The sequence below is a fragment of the Paenibacillus sp. J31TS4 genome (assembly GCF_018403265.1).
Classification (GTDB): Bacteria; Bacillota; Bacilli; order Paenibacillales; family NBRC-103111; genus J31TS4.
Genome location: NZ_BOSI01000001.1, coordinates 719,242 through 734,155 on the forward strand (window position 1 = coordinate 719,242; position 14,914 = coordinate 734,155).

A 14,914-nucleotide genomic window follows, 5' to 3' on the forward strand; every position below is an offset into this window, starting at 1 on the left:
TAAGCCGGCAGACCGTCCTCGAACGCGCAAACGATGGAGTGGGGAGCCGCAATTATTTGCGGCCGGCACGCAAAAACGGTTAGGAAACCATAAAAAAGAGGCCTCCGAGGAGGCCCCTCCCGTGCTTTTCCGGCATCCGGGCGATCTAATACAAATCTTCCGCCGGAAGAATGCCCAGCTGCTTCGCTTTCTTGATCACCTCGACCCGGGAACCGACATGGAGCTTCTGGAACAATTCCGTCAAGCTGTATTCCAGCGAACGCTGACTGATCATCAGCGTTTTGGAAATTTCCTTGTTGCTCTTGCCTTTGGCCAGCTCGCGAAGCAGTTTGTCCTCTTCCTGCGTAATGGTCTGGCGCTCCTTGCCCGGCTCTCCCTGGATGACGATTTCCTGGCGCCGGAGCTGCCTCAGCAGCTGCATCGGCACGATCGCTTCCTTGCGGGCGGCGCAGCGCAGCGCCTGGATGAGCTGCTCGCGGGTGGACGTCTTGGCGATAAACCCGGATACGCCCGATTCCATAAGCAAGTTGAAATGCGGCGCAATTTCGAAGCCCGAATAGATGAGGATGACGGCATCCGGCACGTATTCCAATAGTTTTCTGGTCAAGTCCGCCCCGTTGACATGCGGCATGTACAGATCAAGCAGCATCACGTCAAACGGCTTCAGCCGAACGAGATCCGGCACGGCGTAAACATCCGTCTCAATCGTAACGTTCATGTCCGGCTCGGCTTCTATCAGCATCTTGGTACCTTCCACGACCGAGCGGTGGTCGTCTACCAATAAGATATTCATCTTCATCACCTTGCCTTATGTTTTGGGAAACCGGACCTTCACCCGGAAGCCCCGGCGGGGCGCAGAGTCGAAGGCGATGGTTCCTTCCAGGCTCATGACCCGCTTCTCGATGCCAGCCAGCCCCATATGCTGGAACGAGCCGCCGAAGGCCGACAGATCCAGCCCGACCCCGTCGTCCGCATACTGAAACACGATCTCGTCGTCCGCTTCGTGCAGCGTGATCTGCACGAGGGATGCCCGGGAGTGCTTGTTCGCATTGTTGAGCAGCTCCTGAACGATACGGTAGAGACCGAGAATCTGCTCTTCGTTCAAGGGGCTTGCGAAGCCGTCGGCGGAAAATACGATCTCATAATTGGCGAACATTCTCGTATAAGAGAACAGGCTCTTCAGTGACTCCACCAGCCCCATCTTTAGCAGGAAGGGCGGTCTCAGCTCGTTGCACGTAATGCGAATCTGGTGGATGGCATCGAGTAGTCCCTCCTCGATTTGGCGTAGGTCCTGCCCGGTTTCCCGGTCGAATTCCCTTTGTGACCGCAGCGACTCCAGCTTGCGGTACCAGATGATCAGGTCTTGAAGGACGGTATCGTGCAGGTCGCTCGAGAGCGTCGCCCGCTCCTTCTCCGACAATTGAAACAGCAGCCTCAGCATCCATCTGGGCGTTTCCTTGGAGGCGACGTTCTCCTCAAGCCGCTTCATCAAATCCTCGATGAATTGGAGGTTGTCGTACAGAATGGTGACGTAATGGACCGCCGTTTCCAGCCACTCCTCCTCGATTCTGGGCAGCATTCCCCGCTGCGCGATCTTCAGGAATACCGGATGCACGTTCTCTCCAATCTGAATCCAGCTGCAGCCCGAATCCTCGGGTGCCAGCCCTTCGCCCCTGGGCACCCGGACGATTGACGCATCGTCGACTTTCAGAACGGTCCTCACCTCTTCGAGCAGCCGGTTTTCGAGCTCCGACACCTTCATGACGTTGGCGAGGTCGTGGGATAATCGGTTCAGGCTTTGCTGCAGCTGCTTGTATCGCTTCTCGCTCTCGACAAGCTCCCGTTCCTCCCGCTTGCGCTCGGTAATATCCTTCACGATTCCGTGAATGCCGTTCAGCTGGCCCGATAAGAAGATCGGCACCAGCGTCATGCTGACGATTCTCTCTTCCCGGCCCAAGGGGGCCAGCCGGCATTCGATAGCCTGGGATTCGCGCAGCCGGATGACGGCGTGCAGCGCCTCATAGACGCTCGGATGATCTTCGTCGTGGACAACACCGAGCAGGCACCGGTTGTACAACCGGTTGGACGGCATGCCGGTGATCGCTTCGAAGACCGGGTTCGCGTTGACGACATAGAAGCCGGTCAGCTCGACGGAAAAGACGCCGTCCAGGTTGTTCTCGAACAGCGATTTGTACCGCTGCTCGCTTTCCTCGAGGGCAAGCGCAGATCGCTTTTTCTCGGTAATGTCGAGCAGAATGCCGTCCAACCGTTCGATGGCGCCTTGATGACCGATCGACGGCTGGACGATGAGCTGGCCCCAGCGCTCTTCATCCGGCACATGAATGAGCCGGATCTCCTGGTTGACCCGCCCTCCCTCGTCCAATCTCTGTTTCACTTCGCCCATCAGCCGGACATTGTCGTCCGGATGGATGTGGTCGTGGAGCCGGATAGGTCGATCCATGATCTCGTCCCGCGGAATGCCTGTGACTTTCCGGATGCTCTCCGAGCAGAAGGAATAGCGCGTAAATTGCTGGTCGGTTGACCAGACCGCGGCATCCACGCTGTCCAGGATGTTCTCGAGCAGTTCCTCCGTCTGCTTGCGCTTCGTCACATCGCGGGCGACCGCAACGACGTAGCGAACCCGCCCGTCGGGGCCCAGCACCGGCTTTACGCGGGATTCGATATGCAGCGTGTGGTCATTCGCGTGAATAACGCGGTAGCCGAGATCCAGCTCCGTTTTGTCCGTCATCACTTTCTCATGAATCGCCCTTACGCGCGCGCGGTCGTCGGGATGGATGATGTCGAATGCATCCATGCCTTCGTATTGATCCAACCGGTAGCCGGTCATCCGGCAGAACGACGGAGAGACGAAGAGAACCCGGGACTCGCTGTCCACAAGCACGATCGTATCCGAAGTGTTCTCAGCTATGATCCGGTACCACTCGTCTCGCTCCTCGTCCGGCCTCTCCGGCCGGATCCCTTTCGGAAATACGGTGTAAGCGGCGATCTCCCCTTCGTCGGTGTAGATCGGGATTCTCGTGCCTTCCTGTAGGGCACTCCCTTGTCCGGCGCCTTCGCCACACAGCCTATTTGCCCACAGCAGTTCTCCGTCGGGACGTAGGATCGTCATGGGGACCGGCATGGTTGTCATCAGGCGTTTGGCCCCTTCGATGATGTCGCTGTACATGGAGAGTTGCATCTGGTTCCCCCTCGGTTCCTCTTTCATGCCTCCATTATAGGGGATTGCTCCCGCCGAATCGCGCAAAAAAATAGCGGCCCTCCGCATTTTCTGCGAGAGGACCGCCTTGTCGTGCCAATTCCGGACAACAAGCAGGTTCCGGACTGTTCATCCGCGAACGCTTGACCGTTCGAGAGGGGCTTTTTCCTTTACTCTACCAGACCGAGCGCCTCATACACCGCCCGCGAGACAACCCCGCTGACCGGCAGCCTGTGATCCCGCTGGAACGCCTTGACGGCGGCCGTAGTCCCGGACCGGAACCGGCCGTCGCTGATTCCCTTGTAGTAGCCGGCGCTCCGAAGACGCGTCTGAATTAGCTGAACGTCTCCTCCGATATCGCCTTCCGCAAGAGACCGCGGATTCTGGTCCGGGTCGCCGAGCACATGGCCGTAAATGGTCACCTTGGTGCCGACCGGAATCATCTCATACAGCTCCGTCACATCCCGGTTGCGCATTCGGACGCAGCCGTGGCTCTGGTGCTGCCCAATCGACTGCGGCCTGTTCGTCCCGTGGATGCCGTACGTCCCCCAAGGCACATTCAAGCCGAGCCAGCGCGGTCCGAACGCCGGCCCCCAATCCTTCCCTTTATAGATCACTTGAAACTCTCCAACCGGCGTAGGCGTCGATAGATTGCCGACCGCCACCGCGTAGGTTTTGACTTGCTGCCCCTGCGCCTTCACGACGAGCCGGTGCTGCCGGGGATAGATGTCGATCGTATAGACGCTCGGAACCGTGACGATCGGCAGCGAGGGATCGGCATGAGCGGGGGAGGAGCGGAGGCCGGCCAAGATGGCGGCAAGCAGCAGAGCCGCGAAGACAACGCGCGGCCGCAGCCGGATGATCCGGTTCATGACATGCAACCATCCTTTGCATTGTGTATTGGACAGGGGGACGGACTCATCGGTGCTTCCAGTAGTATGCCATTCCACGCAGGCATCTATGAACGCCGCCGATTGTCCGCCCGGTTGATGAACTTGTCAGGAAGAGATGGGCACGCTATTGTGGATGGACAGGCGATCCCCTGCACCGAATCCCGGATGCGCATGCAAGTGACTCCTGGTTGCCGTGTCGTTCCGGCACCCCCTTCTTGCATGTCGGAGCGCCTGATATCGGTTCTATCGAAGGAGGCGACTCGTCCCATGAACGAATCCTATTTGCACCAGGCGGTCGAGCTGGCCAGACAGAATGTGACCGAAGCTCGTGGGCGCCCGTTCGGTGCTGTCCTGGTCAAAGACGGCGAGATCATCGCCACCGGCGTCAATGAAATTCTGGCCACGGGCGATCCGACGGCGCACGCCGAACTGCTGGCCATCCGGCGGGCAGCAAGCCGGCTCGGAACGCCCCGGCTGACCGGCTGCACGGTATACGCCAGCGGGCTGCCGTGCCCGATGTGCCTCAGCGCCATCTATCTGGCGGGCGTCGAGGCCGTCTATTTCGCCTTTCCGAACGAAGAAGGGGAAGCCTACGGTTTGTCATCGGCTGCCGTCTATGAGCAGCTCGCTCTTCCGCTCGAGAAGCAGGAGCTGCCGATCCGCAGCCTTCGCGCGCATGTCCGCGGCGAGCATCCGTATGAGCTATGGCGCCGGCTGCAGCAGACGGGCAAGAGCTAATCCTTCCTTCGCGGTGGAAGACCACAACGGCCAGCAGCCTGAGCGTCCGGTTACCCGTTGGCGTTCAGGCTGCTGGCCGTTATCTGTTTGCGCTTGAAGCCATTGCTATCTTCGAACCCATGCCGCTTCCCGACCCGCTGGCCGCTGCTTGCATCCACAGCCGGGTCCTTCCGTGCTTCGACCTATTACACGGGCGATCTCCATTCTTCCTCGAGCCCGAGCCCGGTCAGATCCGCAACCCGGTTTTCCAGTTCCGCCTCGTACAGCCGCCAAATGATCCGAAGCCCCTGCAGGCTCGACGGCCCATCGGTCAGCGGCTTGGCCCCCGTCCGGATGCACTCCAGGAAATGCAGCGCTTCGTACTGCGTTTTTTTGCTTGTGTTGGTATCCTCAAAGAGAATTTCGGTCTTCGACGCAGTCTCCATATTCGCCCGCTCCGCGCGAATGTTGGAATGCAGGTACAGCCGGCCTTCTTTATGATTGTACTCCAGCATGCCCTCCGTGCAGTGGACGTGAATGCTGTAGCCGAGCCGTGTGCCGCGGGCCCCCCAGGTGCCGAAATGGTACGCCAGCTTGCCGCCCTCGAATTCCAGCACGACGTTGCTGGTGCCCTCCTTCTCCATCCACGGCGTGCCGAAGTTGGTCCCCATATGCGTCCCCCGGACCGGCTTGCCCAGAAACCAAAGCAGCAGATCGACATAATGGCAGCCGTGGCTGAAAAATTGACCGCCACCCAACCTTTTGGCCGATTCCGTCCAGTGCCCGGACGGAAACCGGGTATACTGCTCTGTCCAGATCGACATCTGGAACACTTCGCCGTACGTCTTGGCATCGACGAGCTCCTTCAGCTTGCGGATGACCGGCCAGAACCGGACAGGGTAAGCTGTCATCAGCACCAGCCCCGCTCGCTCGGCCGTCTCGATCAGCTCGAGACATTCCGTCTCCGTGTTGCACATTGGCTTCTCCATCAGCACATGCTTGCCGGCCTTCAGGCAGGCCATGCCCACTTCGTAATGCAGGTCATGCGGCAGGGCGATCAGCACCGCATCCACATGGGCCAGCAGCTCCCGGTAATCCGTTACGGCGGTCTCCGCATTGGTCGCTGCCGCAGCAGCCTTCACTCTCTCCATATCGATATCGCATACGGCCGTCACCTTCATGCGGTCCTCCAGCTCCTCAAAGCCTTTCGCATGCGAGCCGGCCATGCCGCCGCATCCAATAATGCCCAATCGAACGACTTCCATCCGCTTTTGCGCCTCCTGTCTTTCGTCCCTTTGAATGGTTAAGACCGACCTGCACCGTTTCCGCTAACACCGGTGGCTTTTCGCCGAGGGCAGCTGCCACCGTCCGGTCCACCTCTATCATAGGGGAATGGCGGCCGTGTGCCTTTATCCAAACGGCCGCTCGTTTTGTCCATTTGGCTTTCTGGACCTGCCCCAAGACGAGGCAGTAAAAGCGCGGACAAGGCTATCAAGCGAAACGGACAAAAAGAAATACAACACCTGCCGATTAGGGCGGGTGTTGTGGGATTGTGGGATTGGGGTTTGTCAGCGAATGGCCGGCAAAAGGTCGGCGGATGCGTGCACCTCTGCCACATGAGCAGCAAACTCTTCGAACGTCTTCCCCCGGAAGGTCACCCCAGTTCGCCCGTTCTACCCCGTTCGCCTTAGCTGCGAGCCGCCTGTCCGCCTGCCGGCCTAAGTGCGGCCGCGAACGGCTGTCCGGCCAAATGCGGATTGCTCTGTATCAGCTTGATCGCCCGCTTCCGCGTCCCGGGGCCGATCGGCACGCCTCCCAGCCGGTCCAGCAGCAGCCACCGGCACCACGCGAGCGCTTCGAAGCGGTCGAGGTCCTCCTGCTCCACCGGGACTTGCGCCAGGTAGGCACGCCGAAAAACGCCAGCGAGCCGGTCGGAGACGTACATCCTCATGATCGTCACCGACCAAGCCAGGTCGTATCGGCCGTCTCCGAACTGGCCGTTCGTCCAGTCGATTATCGTATAGCGGCCGTCGTGCTCGACCAGGTTGCGGAGGTGGTAATCGCCATGAATCAACTGATCCTGCCTGAGAGGGCCCGCCCCCACCAGCGTTTCAACCGCCTCCTGCAGATCGGGGTGAGCGGCGAGCGAAGGAAAAAAATAATCGACGAAGCCGAAGCGCGGGAAATGTCGCTCGTTCTCCAGCTCTATCTGCGTACGGTGTACCGCCGCCAGCATGCCCGCCAATTCCCGGACCTGCCCGGATTCTACCTGCCGGACCGGATAGCCGTCGTCGCTTGTGAGCAATGCTCCCCGGCCCTGCTCATCCGTTCCCCAGCCGACCGGACGCGAGACCGGCAGCCCTGCACTTGCCAGGACAGCCAGCAGACTATACTGCCTCAGCGGATCGGGTCGCGCCGTCTTGTTCCAGTGCTTAAGCACATAGGAAGCGCCTCCCGCCTGCACTCGGCGCATCTCCGCCTCGAACCCCGACTCCATCTGCTCCATATGAAACTCGCCGCTTGAGAGAAACGGCGCGATCTCAGGATGCAGCTCCTTCCATTGGAAATGAATTCCCGCATCATTGCCGGCTGCATGCTCGTTATCGATTGGTTGCACGACGATCTCCATCCCTTCCCGACCTTCTCTTCTATTAGGTGCGAAATCAATACTAGAAAAGATATATAAGTTTTACGCATGTAAGTTGAAATCGACTAAGAAAGAACCAATTTGAACTTTTGACGACTGCCTCCTTCTGGACCATTTGGAATTCGCTCGTCCAATGGAAGGAAGCCCAGCTTCTCGTAGAACTTTCTTGCGGGTTGTCCATCCGGACTATCCTCGCCAAATGTGATGACTGTTACTTCTGCAGGAGCAGGGGTTCGTCTCAAAACATGGCCTACTAAAGCGGTTGCTACTCCTTTGTTTCTTGCTTGCGAGGAAACAGATAACCACCCAATCTTATAGTTCGGGGCATTGGAGGAAGAAAATAAAAGTCCACCTAACAATTTAGATCCAGGCAACCCATCGTTGTCTCTCACACAAAAAGCACTGCCTTGCTTCATATTCTTCTCTACTGCTTGTATAAACTTTGGATCGTTTCCCATAGGTCCAAAAAGGAATTCAACCTCAGAAGCTAGCTCTAACCACCCTTTGAGGTCATCCAGCGTAGCATTTACGACTCTCATAATGAACGTCCTTTCGTCTCCCATAAACCGATGAAAAAACATAATTCCTTTGAACTAATAAGCACCATGTCTTCTTCCTCTTATTCGATGCTGCGTTCACATACTCCTTGCTGTCCAAATAGCGATAACGCCAAAAAAGACGGCTCACGCCGTCCGAGCTTAGCTATCTCCAAGAAAGCAAAAACACGCGCCTCGCCGAATACGGCGTCCGCGCGTGCTTTCCCTATACTCGAGTTTGATCATTAAACAACGTCGTAGCCCTGCTCCTCGATGGCCTCCTTGACTTTGGCAAGGGAGACCTTTCCTTCTTCGTAAGAAACGGCGACCGTGCCGGAGGCCAGGTCGACCTTGCCGTTCGCTCCAATCTCCTCCAAAGCTCCCTCGATGGCGCGCACACAGTGCCCGCACGACATTCCTTTGACCGTTAACGTTTCGTTTTGCATGATTATTCGCTCCTTTTTTCTTATATTGGACAAACGATCGGTTGGATTCGCCTGCCGTATTCGCTTTCGACATATGCTTTCTATTTTTAGAATACCCCAGTACCCTATATTATGTCAATGGATAAACGCTCACCGCTTGCGAAAAAGCCAAGAGTCAAGAATAGGGGCCACTCTAGGGCCCCAGCCCGATCGATCACTTCATCAGCTTGTTCATGGTGGTCAACAGCTCGTTCACTACGTCGCTGTCGCCTTCCTGGAGACGCTCAATGACGCAGCTTTTCATATGATGCTCCAGCAGCAGCCTGCCCACTCCGTTCAACGCCGACTGAATGGACGAAATCTGATTGAGCACATCATCGCAGTAAGTATCCTTCTCAATCAACCCCTTGACTCCCCGGATCTGGCCTTCGATCCGGTTTAGCCTGCTGATTAGGCTGCTCTTCGTCTTGTCAGAATGATGGCTCTTCCGCTCCGTTGCGCAAGCCTCATGCCCGCGGGCTTCTACCGCCGTGCTGCTGTCGTCCGGCGCAAGCTCCCCTACGTTCACCGTCCCTGCTTCCCATTCCCGGTTATCTTCCATCTTGCCGCCCCTTCCTCGATCCTCTGGTTTTCTTCTTATTGTAGCATAGTCCCCCCACCTATACCAGATGGACAGCACCCCGAACAGACAGGACCATACGCCGACCGGCACGCTTGGAAGCCGCCGAATTGTTAGCCCAAGCCCAAATTGTTTCCTTGATGAAAAATTTTGTTGACACTCAAATTTTGTTTGCCTATACTAACATCATCAGACGGATAACTCAGTTAACGGCGTATTTTTTTACTATAAATTTTGCCCGAGGCAAACAATTTGTCCCTATCGAAAAACAGGAGGGTGAACCCTATGTCGAACAAAGAAGTTGCGTTATCGGAAGCGGAAACCGGAAGCCGTCTCGTCCTAAGCCGCATCGAGGTGGATGGCGGCATGCGAAGACGGCTGCTCGATCTCGGCTTCGTCCCCGGCAACGAAGTCGAGGTCATCCAGCGGAGCCCGCTCGGGGACCCGACGGCATTCCGTGTCAGCAATACGACGATTGCGCTTAGACGAGAAGAAAGCTCCCGGATCTTCGGGGAGCCGGAAGGAGAGGAACTTGCATGAACACTTACACCGTAGCGTTGGCAGGCAACCCGAACACCGGCAAGAGCACTCTCTTCAACTCCTTAACCGGCATGCGCCAGCATACCGGCAACTGGGCAGGCAAGACGGTCCTGACTGCGGAGGGCGACTGTGTTCGCGGCGGCACCCGATTCCGGCTGGTGGATCTCCCCGGCACGTATTCTCTCTACTCCAACTCGGCGGACGAGGAAGCCGCCCGGGATTACATTATTTTCGAGAATCCCGACTGCGCGATTGTGGTGCTGGATGCAACCTCGCTCGAACGGAATCTCAATCTGGCCCTCCAGGTGCTAGAGATGACTAGCCGAGTTGTCGTCTGCATCAATCTGATCGACGAAGCTGAGAAGCTAGGCATTCGGATCGATCTTCAGACCTTCCGGCAGCGGCTGGGCGTTCCGGTTGTCGCCATCTCCGCTCGGCACAACCGCGGGGTCGACGCCCTGATGGAGCTCGTCGAACAAGTCGCCAGCGGCCAGCTGGCCCCGCATCCAACCGTTCTAACGTATGGTGACGAGATTGAGCACAAGATCGGGGAGCTTGAGCCCCTGGTCCGTTCCGCTCTCGGCACCCGGTACCCGACCCGCTGGGTCGCCCTCCGCCTGCTGGACGGAGACGAGGGTCTGCTTGCCTCGCTGAAGAAGCGGCTGCATGACCGTGCCATGCCGCAATCGGGCAAGGAGGGGGAGATCCGCTATGAGCGCACCGCATGCCACTAACACTCCGGACCCTCTCGATTCGCTGCTTGCCCAAGCGCAGCGCCTCGCCTCCGGCACAACCGTTCGCGACCGCATCGTCGGCGATATTTACCGCAGCAGCCGCGCGATCTGCAAAGCCGCCGTCCGTTACGAGGATAAGCGCAAGCTTGCGAGCACCCACAAGCTTGACCGCATTCTGACCTCCAAGCTGTGGGGTTTCCCGATTATGCTCGCCGTGCTGGGCGTAATCTTCTGGATTACGATTGCGGGAGCGAACGTGCCATCCTCCCTGCTGGCCGATTTCTTTGGCGTCATCGAATCGTACCTGACCGCAGGCTTCGAGGCGGTTCACGCTCCAGCCTGGCTTCACGGCGTGCTCGTTCTCGGCTTTTTTCGCGGCACGGGTTGGGTTATTAGCGTCATGCTTCCGCCGATGGCGATTTTCTTCCCGGTTTTCGCGCTGCTGGAGAACTTCGGCTACCTGCCCAGAGTCGCCTTCAACATGGATCGGCTGTTCAAAAAATCGGGCGGTCACGGCAAGCAGGCGCTGACGATGTCGATGGGCTTCGGCTGCAACGCCGCAGCGATCTTGTCGACGCGGATTATCGAATCGCCGCGCGAGCGGATGCTAGCCATTCTGACGAACAATTTCGTCCCCTGCAACGGACGCTGGCCGACTCTCATTCTGCTTTCCTCGCTGTTTATGGCTGCGGGAGTGGCGAGCGGCCTCCAGACGCTGGCTACGGCCCTGGTCGTCATGGGCTTCGTCTTGTTCGGCATCGTCGTCACGCTGACGGTTTCCTGGCTGCTGTCCAAGACGGCACTGCGGGGCGTTCCAACGCATTATACGCTTGAGCTGCCGCCTTACCGGAGACCCCAGATCTGGAAGACGATCCTGCTGTCCTCGCGGGACAAATCGTGGAACGTCCTCAAGCGGGCCGTCATCGTGGCCGCCCCCGCCGGCATTCTGACCTGGATTCTAGGCAATATCTACATCTCGGGGGACAGCGTTCTGCAGCACATGGCAGCAATTTTCGAACCGTTCGCCCACGCGATCGGACTGGACGGCTACATTATTATGGCCTTCCTGCTCGGCCTCCCGGCCAACGAGATCGTGCTGCCGATCCTGCTGATGGGCTATATGGCGTCGGGCGCGATGGTCGATGCCGACGGACTCGGCAATATCAAGGAGCTGTTTCTAGACCACGGCTGGACCTGGCTGACGGCCCTCAATATGATGCTGTTCTCATTGCTTCATTATCCGTGCGGCACGACCTTATTCAACATCTACAAAGAAACGAAGAGCGCCAAGTGGACGTTCCTGTCCGCTGTGATTCCGCTGGCGATCGCGATTGGCGTCACCTTTATCACCGCCCAGGCAGCAAGAGCTTTGGGCTGGGTATAACGGCAAAAAGGGAGGAGCCCCATATGGGCTCCTCCCTTTTTGGTATGCCTGGCGGATTGGTTATCCGGTGAAGAAAACTTGCGGTATATTGCCTGCTTACTTCGCGGAGTAACCGCCATCTACCGGGATTTCGATGCCGGTAATGTAAGAAGAATCGTCGGAGGCGAGGAACAGAACCGCCTTGGCGATGTCTTCCGCTTCTCCGAGGCGCGGAATCGGGGTCATGGACAGGAACCAGCCTCTCATCTTCTCGTCGTTCATCAGGTCGACGGTCATCGGGGTTTTGATGAAGCCCGGATGAACCGAATTGACGCGGATGTTGTCCTTGGCGAAGTCAACGGCCGTCGCCTTGGTCAGCATGCGGACAGCACCCTTGGAGGCGGTATAGGCGCCCGCTCCGCTGCCGCCGGTCAAGCCGGCGATCGAGGAAATGTTAACGATCGAACCGCCGCCGTTTTTCTGCATATGCGGAATGACGTGCTTTTGGCCCAGGAAGGTGCCCGTCAGGTTGATCGACATAATGCGGTCCCATTGCTCGAGTGTCATCTCCAGCATCGGAGTCGCGCCGGAGATGCCGGCATTGTTGACCAGAACGTCGATCTTGCCGAATGCTTCGATGGTGCCTTCCACGACGCGGACCCAGTCCTCCTCGGATGCGACGTTCTGCTTGAAGCCGATCGCTTCGCCGCCGTTCTCCTTGATTTCTTGGACGACCTGCTGTGCCTTCTCTTCCTGAATATCCGTGATGACGACCTTGGCGCCCTCTTGGGCCAGGAGCATCGCGTCCGCTTTGCCCATTCCTCCGGCGGCACCGGTTACGATTGCGACTTTGCCTGTCATTTTCCCCATGTTGTGTTCCTCCCCATGATGTTTGCTGTGGTGTGATGAATGGCCGCGGTCCTTATACCGGTTCGTTCGGCCGGCCGTCAAGCCCGGCTGCCTCGCTCCCATACCTTCCGGGACTTGGCGCCGATCCGGTCATAGGAGGCGATCAGCGCATCAAGCTCCTCGCTTGAGGTGTCCTCTAGCAGCTCCTCCATGAAGTCCATCCAATGCTTGTCCATCCGATTGACGACGCCGAGTCCCTCCTCCGTTATGCTCAAGAGGACGGTCCTTCTGTCCGTTTCGGGAACGGTGCGCTCTACATATCCTTTTCGAACCAATTTATTCGCAAGGTTCGTCACCGCCGGCAGCGTGACGCCGAGCGCTTCCGCCAGCCGCGAACTAGACTGCGGACCCTCCATCTTAAGGAGATGGAGGATAGCATACTGCGATGCCGTCAAATCGCTCTCCAGCAGCTTGGAGAACTGGATGACGAACTGCGTGATCTGACCGGAGATCAAACGGGATAGCTGTTCTTTCTTGCTCTGCTCGAACCCTATCACCCCCCATATGCTTAAAGGCGAATCCAAGCGTCATGATAATAGTTAAAAGCTCTTAACAATTCAATATTAAAATAGAAAACGGGCGAAGTCAACCTGTCTTCGAAGGCATGCGGTTGACCACCCTCCTGTAACGCCAAGCACCGGGCTGGGAGACTCGCGCGAAAACATACTACCGTTTTCGGACTCAGCAGCGTTTAGTATGAGGCTCCCTCCCGTCCTTCATGCGGGATTCCTGGTATACCGGCGATCGATAACGCAGAACGGCACCAAGCTCCCCTCCCTTGACAACCACAGCCGGTGTGGCCCGCCGGGCACGGGCTTTTCCCGCTCCATCGCTTCGTGGTATACTTTGATCATAATGACTTTACGGAAGGCAGGGACTCCCATGAAGGTTTGGAAAGAAGTATGGCATTGGGGAAGCTCGCTCGGCATTGCGTTTCTGCTTGCCATGCTGATCGGCGTCTTCGTCTTCCAGCCGACCAAAGTGTCCGGCCATTCGATGGATCCGACACTGCGCGACAATGAGCGGGTGTTCGTCTCCAAGCTGTCTCATACGTTTTCATATGAACCGGATTACAACGACATCGTCATCTTGGACAGCCGCGTCGACCGGGAGCGCACGTTCCGCGACGACGTGCTCGAGAACGGGCTGCTGAGCCTCCTCTCCGGCAAGGCCGACGAACAGATTATCTTCATCAAGCGGGTCATCGGCAAAGCAGGAGATGAGATTGAATTCAAAGACCATAAAGTCTACCGGAACGGGGAACCACTGGACGAACCGTATCTGAACGAGCCGATGACTTATACATCCAGCAAGAAGTGGGTCGTACCTGAAGGCCATGTCTTCGTACTCGGCGACAATCGCAACCATAGCCTGGACAGCCGGGATATCGGCTATATCCCGCTCAGCCACGTTCTGGGCAAAAAAATGTAAGCAGCGGCACGCCGCAGCAGCAAACCCCGCTTCTCCCTACACCGGAGAAGCGGGGTTTTTGCGTACCGGTGCCCCTTTTTCAGCCGGTCACTTGCCGGGGGCCGCTTCACTCCCCCCTTGTTTCGGGTAAGGAAGAGAAGACGGTCGGTGCTCCGGAAGCGCCGCAGCCAGCGAAGAGGAGGAGACTGCCATGAGTTTGACCGAACAGCAAATCGACGAGCTGAAGAAGGAGCTGCTGGAAGAAAAAGAGGACCTGGAAGCCCGCCTCGGCCAGGGGGAAGGAGTCGATGAGGACGAGTCGCTCCGCGAATCGGTCGGCGAGCTGAGCGCCGTCGACAACCACCCGGGCGACCTCGGCACGGAGCTGTTCGAGCGCAGCCGCGATCTCGCGCTTCACGATACCGACGAGGAGCATTTGGAGGAGATCAACCGGGCGCTGGAGAGCATGGAGAACGGACAGTACGGCCGCTGCATAACGTGCGGACGCGAGATTCCGTTCGAGCGGCTCCAGGCGCTGCCGTTCACCGAATACTGCGTCGAGCATACGCCGAACCGCTCGGTCCCCGACGACCGGCCTGTGGAGGAGGACGTCATGTCGCCGAACTCGGGCCAGCTGCACCGGGGCCTGAACGACGAGCGGAACGAATCGCTCGGCGAGAATGCCTGGGACCGGGTGGAGGATTACGGCAACTCGGATTCGCCCGCCATGTCGGAGAACCGGGATATGGCGAGCTACGACGACGGCATGCTGATCGAGGACGACGCCGACAAAGGCTATACGGTCGACAAAACCCTCGCCAACCCTTCGGAGAAACCGGACGAGACGGATCCGGACCGCTGAAGCGCCGCGCGGAAGCGCACAAAAAACCGGATCGCTCCTTGA

16 protein-coding genes are annotated in these 14,914 nt (G+C 58.0%); 6 read left to right on the plus strand and 10 right to left on the minus strand.

Going from position 1 to position 14,914, the window contains the following annotated elements:
• Nucleotides 1-145 precede the first annotated feature (145 nt).
• The 3 genes from KJS47_RS03185 to KJS47_RS03195 all read right to left on the minus strand — a co-directional run bounded on the left by KJS47_RS03185 (nucleotide 146) and on the right by KJS47_RS03195 (nucleotide 4,089).
• Nucleotides 146-793 (minus strand): response regulator transcription factor, encoded by a 648-nt coding sequence (locus KJS47_RS03185; protein ID WP_213522717.1) that lies wholly within the window; start codon nucleotides 791-793, stop codon nucleotides 146-148.
• A gap of 15 nt (nucleotides 794-808) precedes the next feature.
• Nucleotides 809-3,199 (minus strand): sensor histidine kinase, encoded by a 2,391-nt coding sequence (locus KJS47_RS03190; RefSeq protein WP_249716071.1) that lies wholly within the window; start codon nucleotides 3,197-3,199, stop codon nucleotides 809-811.
• Nucleotides 3,200-3,387: 188 nt separating this feature from the next.
• Entirely contained in the window at nucleotides 3,388-4,089 is a 702-nt protein-coding gene (locus tag KJS47_RS03195; protein ID WP_213522719.1) for a L,D-transpeptidase family protein, read from the minus strand.
• 288 nt (nucleotides 4,090-4,377) lie between these two features.
• Here KJS47_RS03195 and KJS47_RS03200 point away from each other — a divergent pair, with 288 nt between their 5' ends.
• Entirely contained in the window at nucleotides 4,378-4,848 is a 471-nt protein-coding gene (locus KJS47_RS03200; protein ID WP_213522721.1) for a nucleoside deaminase, read from the plus strand.
• 185 nt (nucleotides 4,849-5,033) lie between these two features.
• On the opposite strand, the gene KJS47_RS03205 is transcribed toward KJS47_RS03200, so the two are convergent.
• From KJS47_RS03205 to KJS47_RS03225, 5 genes are all read right to left on the minus strand, one after another.
• The gene (locus KJS47_RS03205; RefSeq protein ID WP_213522723.1) at nucleotides 5,034-6,092 is read right to left on the minus strand and encodes a Gfo/Idh/MocA family protein; all 1,059 of its coding nucleotides are present in this window, start codon (nucleotides 6,090-6,092) and stop codon (nucleotides 5,034-5,036) included.
• Nucleotides 6,093-6,514: 422 nt separating this feature from the next.
• Entirely contained in the window at nucleotides 6,515-7,456 is a 942-nt protein-coding gene (locus KJS47_RS03210; protein ID WP_213522725.1) for an aminoglycoside phosphotransferase family protein, read from the minus strand.
• An 83-nt stretch (nucleotides 7,457-7,539) separates the two neighbouring features.
• Nucleotides 7,540-8,013 (minus strand): GNAT family N-acetyltransferase, encoded by a 474-nt coding sequence (locus KJS47_RS03215; RefSeq protein WP_213522727.1) that lies wholly within the window; start codon nucleotides 8,011-8,013, stop codon nucleotides 7,540-7,542.
• A gap of 242 nt (nucleotides 8,014-8,255) precedes the next feature.
• A complete protein-coding gene (locus KJS47_RS03220) occupies nucleotides 8,256-8,456 on the minus strand; it encodes a cation transporter (protein ID WP_213522729.1) in 201 nt (66 codons plus the stop codon).
• Nucleotides 8,457-8,649: 193 nt separating this feature from the next.
• Nucleotides 8,650-9,036, minus strand: a complete 387-nt coding sequence (locus KJS47_RS03225; protein WP_213522731.1) for a metal-sensitive transcriptional regulator — start codon at nucleotides 9,034-9,036, stop codon at nucleotides 8,650-8,652.
• Between the two features lie 303 nt (nucleotides 9,037-9,339).
• On the opposite strand from KJS47_RS03225, the gene KJS47_RS03230 reads away from it, so the two are divergent.
• The 3 genes from KJS47_RS03230 to KJS47_RS03240 are packed head-to-tail and all read left to right on the plus strand — an operon-like array spanning nucleotide 9,340 to nucleotide 11,712.
• Nucleotides 9,340-9,594, plus strand: coding sequence for a FeoA family protein (locus KJS47_RS03230; RefSeq protein ID WP_213522733.1), 255 nt, complete (start codon nucleotides 9,340-9,342; stop codon nucleotides 9,592-9,594).
• The gene (locus tag KJS47_RS03235; RefSeq protein ID WP_213522735.1) at nucleotides 9,591-10,328 is read left to right on the plus strand and encodes a FeoB small GTPase domain-containing protein; all 738 of its coding nucleotides are present in this window, start codon (nucleotides 9,591-9,593) and stop codon (nucleotides 10,326-10,328) included. Before KJS47_RS03230 ends, KJS47_RS03235 begins: the two co-directional genes overlap by 4 nt.
• The gene (locus KJS47_RS03240) at nucleotides 10,306-11,712 is read left to right on the plus strand and encodes a nucleoside recognition domain-containing protein (protein ID WP_213522737.1); all 1,407 of its coding nucleotides are present in this window, start codon (nucleotides 10,306-10,308) and stop codon (nucleotides 11,710-11,712) included. The genes KJS47_RS03235 and KJS47_RS03240 overlap by 23 nt, the downstream gene beginning before the upstream one ends.
• 96 nt (nucleotides 11,713-11,808) lie before the next feature.
• Here the strand turns inward: KJS47_RS03240 and KJS47_RS03245 are convergent, their stop codons facing one another.
• Together KJS47_RS03245 and KJS47_RS03250 are read right to left on the minus strand one after the other, a co-directional pair.
• Nucleotides 11,809-12,561 (minus strand): SDR family NAD(P)-dependent oxidoreductase, encoded by a 753-nt coding sequence (locus KJS47_RS03245; RefSeq protein ID WP_213522738.1) that lies wholly within the window; start codon nucleotides 12,559-12,561, stop codon nucleotides 11,809-11,811.
• Between the two features lie 77 nt (nucleotides 12,562-12,638).
• Nucleotides 12,639-13,097 carry a MarR family winged helix-turn-helix transcriptional regulator gene (locus KJS47_RS03250; RefSeq protein WP_249716074.1) on the minus strand — a complete coding sequence of 153 codons (459 nt, stop codon included), beginning with the start codon at nucleotides 13,095-13,097 and terminating at the stop codon, nucleotides 12,639-12,641.
• A 385-nt stretch (nucleotides 13,098-13,482) separates the two neighbouring features.
• On the opposite strand from KJS47_RS03250, the gene lepB reads away from it, so the two are divergent.
• The gene (lepB, locus tag KJS47_RS03255) at nucleotides 13,483-14,031 is read left to right on the plus strand and encodes a signal peptidase I (RefSeq protein WP_213522739.1); all 549 of its coding nucleotides are present in this window, start codon (nucleotides 13,483-13,485) and stop codon (nucleotides 14,029-14,031) included.
• Between the two features lie 190 nt (nucleotides 14,032-14,221).
• A complete protein-coding gene (locus KJS47_RS03260; protein ID WP_213522740.1) occupies nucleotides 14,222-14,872 on the plus strand; it encodes a TraR/DksA C4-type zinc finger protein in 651 nt (216 codons plus the stop codon).
• Nucleotides 14,873-14,914: the final 42 nt, after the last annotated feature.

What these genes read in the sequence shown, in the direction of transcription:
- KJS47_RS03260 (WP_213522740.1), top strand. Translation starts at nt 14,222, where the DNA reads ATGAGTTTGACCGAACAGCAAATCGACGAGCTGAAGAAGGAGCTGCTG.
- KJS47_RS03190 (WP_249716071.1), bottom strand. Translation starts at nt 3,199, where the DNA reads ATGCAACTCTCCATGTACAGCGACATCATCGAAGGGGCCAAACGCCTG.
- KJS47_RS03220 (WP_213522729.1), bottom strand. Translation starts at nt 8,456, where the DNA reads ATGCAAAACGAAACGTTAACGGTCAAAGGAATGTCGTGCGGGCACTGT.
- KJS47_RS03205 (WP_213522723.1), bottom strand. Translation starts at nt 6,092, where the DNA reads ATGGAAGTCGTTCGATTGGGCATTATTGGATGCGGCGGCATGGCCGGC.
- KJS47_RS03210 (WP_213522725.1), bottom strand. Translation starts at nt 7,456, where the DNA reads ATGGAGATCGTCGTGCAACCAATCGATAACGAGCATGCAGCCGGCAAT.
- KJS47_RS03200 (WP_213522721.1), top strand. Translation starts at nt 4,378, where the DNA reads ATGAACGAATCCTATTTGCACCAGGCGGTCGAGCTGGCCAGACAGAAT.
- KJS47_RS03225 (WP_213522731.1), bottom strand. Translation starts at nt 9,036, where the DNA reads ATGGAAGATAACCGGGAATGGGAAGCAGGGACGGTGAACGTAGGGGAG.
- lepB (WP_213522739.1), top strand. Translation starts at nt 13,483, where the DNA reads ATGAAGGTTTGGAAAGAAGTATGGCATTGGGGAAGCTCGCTCGGCATT.
- KJS47_RS03185 (WP_213522717.1), bottom strand. Translation starts at nt 793, where the DNA reads ATGAATATCTTATTGGTAGACGACCACCGCTCGGTCGTGGAAGGTACC.
- KJS47_RS03195 (WP_213522719.1), bottom strand. Translation starts at nt 4,089, where the DNA reads ATGAACCGGATCATCCGGCTGCGGCCGCGCGTTGTCTTCGCGGCTCTG.
- KJS47_RS03235 (WP_213522735.1), top strand. Translation starts at nt 9,591, where the DNA reads ATGAACACTTACACCGTAGCGTTGGCAGGCAACCCGAACACCGGCAAG.
- KJS47_RS03245 (WP_213522738.1), bottom strand. Translation starts at nt 12,561, where the DNA reads ATGGGGAAAATGACAGGCAAAGTCGCAATCGTAACCGGTGCCGCCGGA.
- KJS47_RS03230 (WP_213522733.1), top strand. Translation starts at nt 9,340, where the DNA reads ATGTCGAACAAAGAAGTTGCGTTATCGGAAGCGGAAACCGGAAGCCGT.
- KJS47_RS03240 (WP_213522737.1), top strand. Translation starts at nt 10,306, where the DNA reads ATGAGCGCACCGCATGCCACTAACACTCCGGACCCTCTCGATTCGCTG.
- KJS47_RS03215 (WP_213522727.1), bottom strand. Translation starts at nt 8,013, where the DNA reads ATGAGAGTCGTAAATGCTACGCTGGATGACCTCAAAGGGTGGTTAGAG.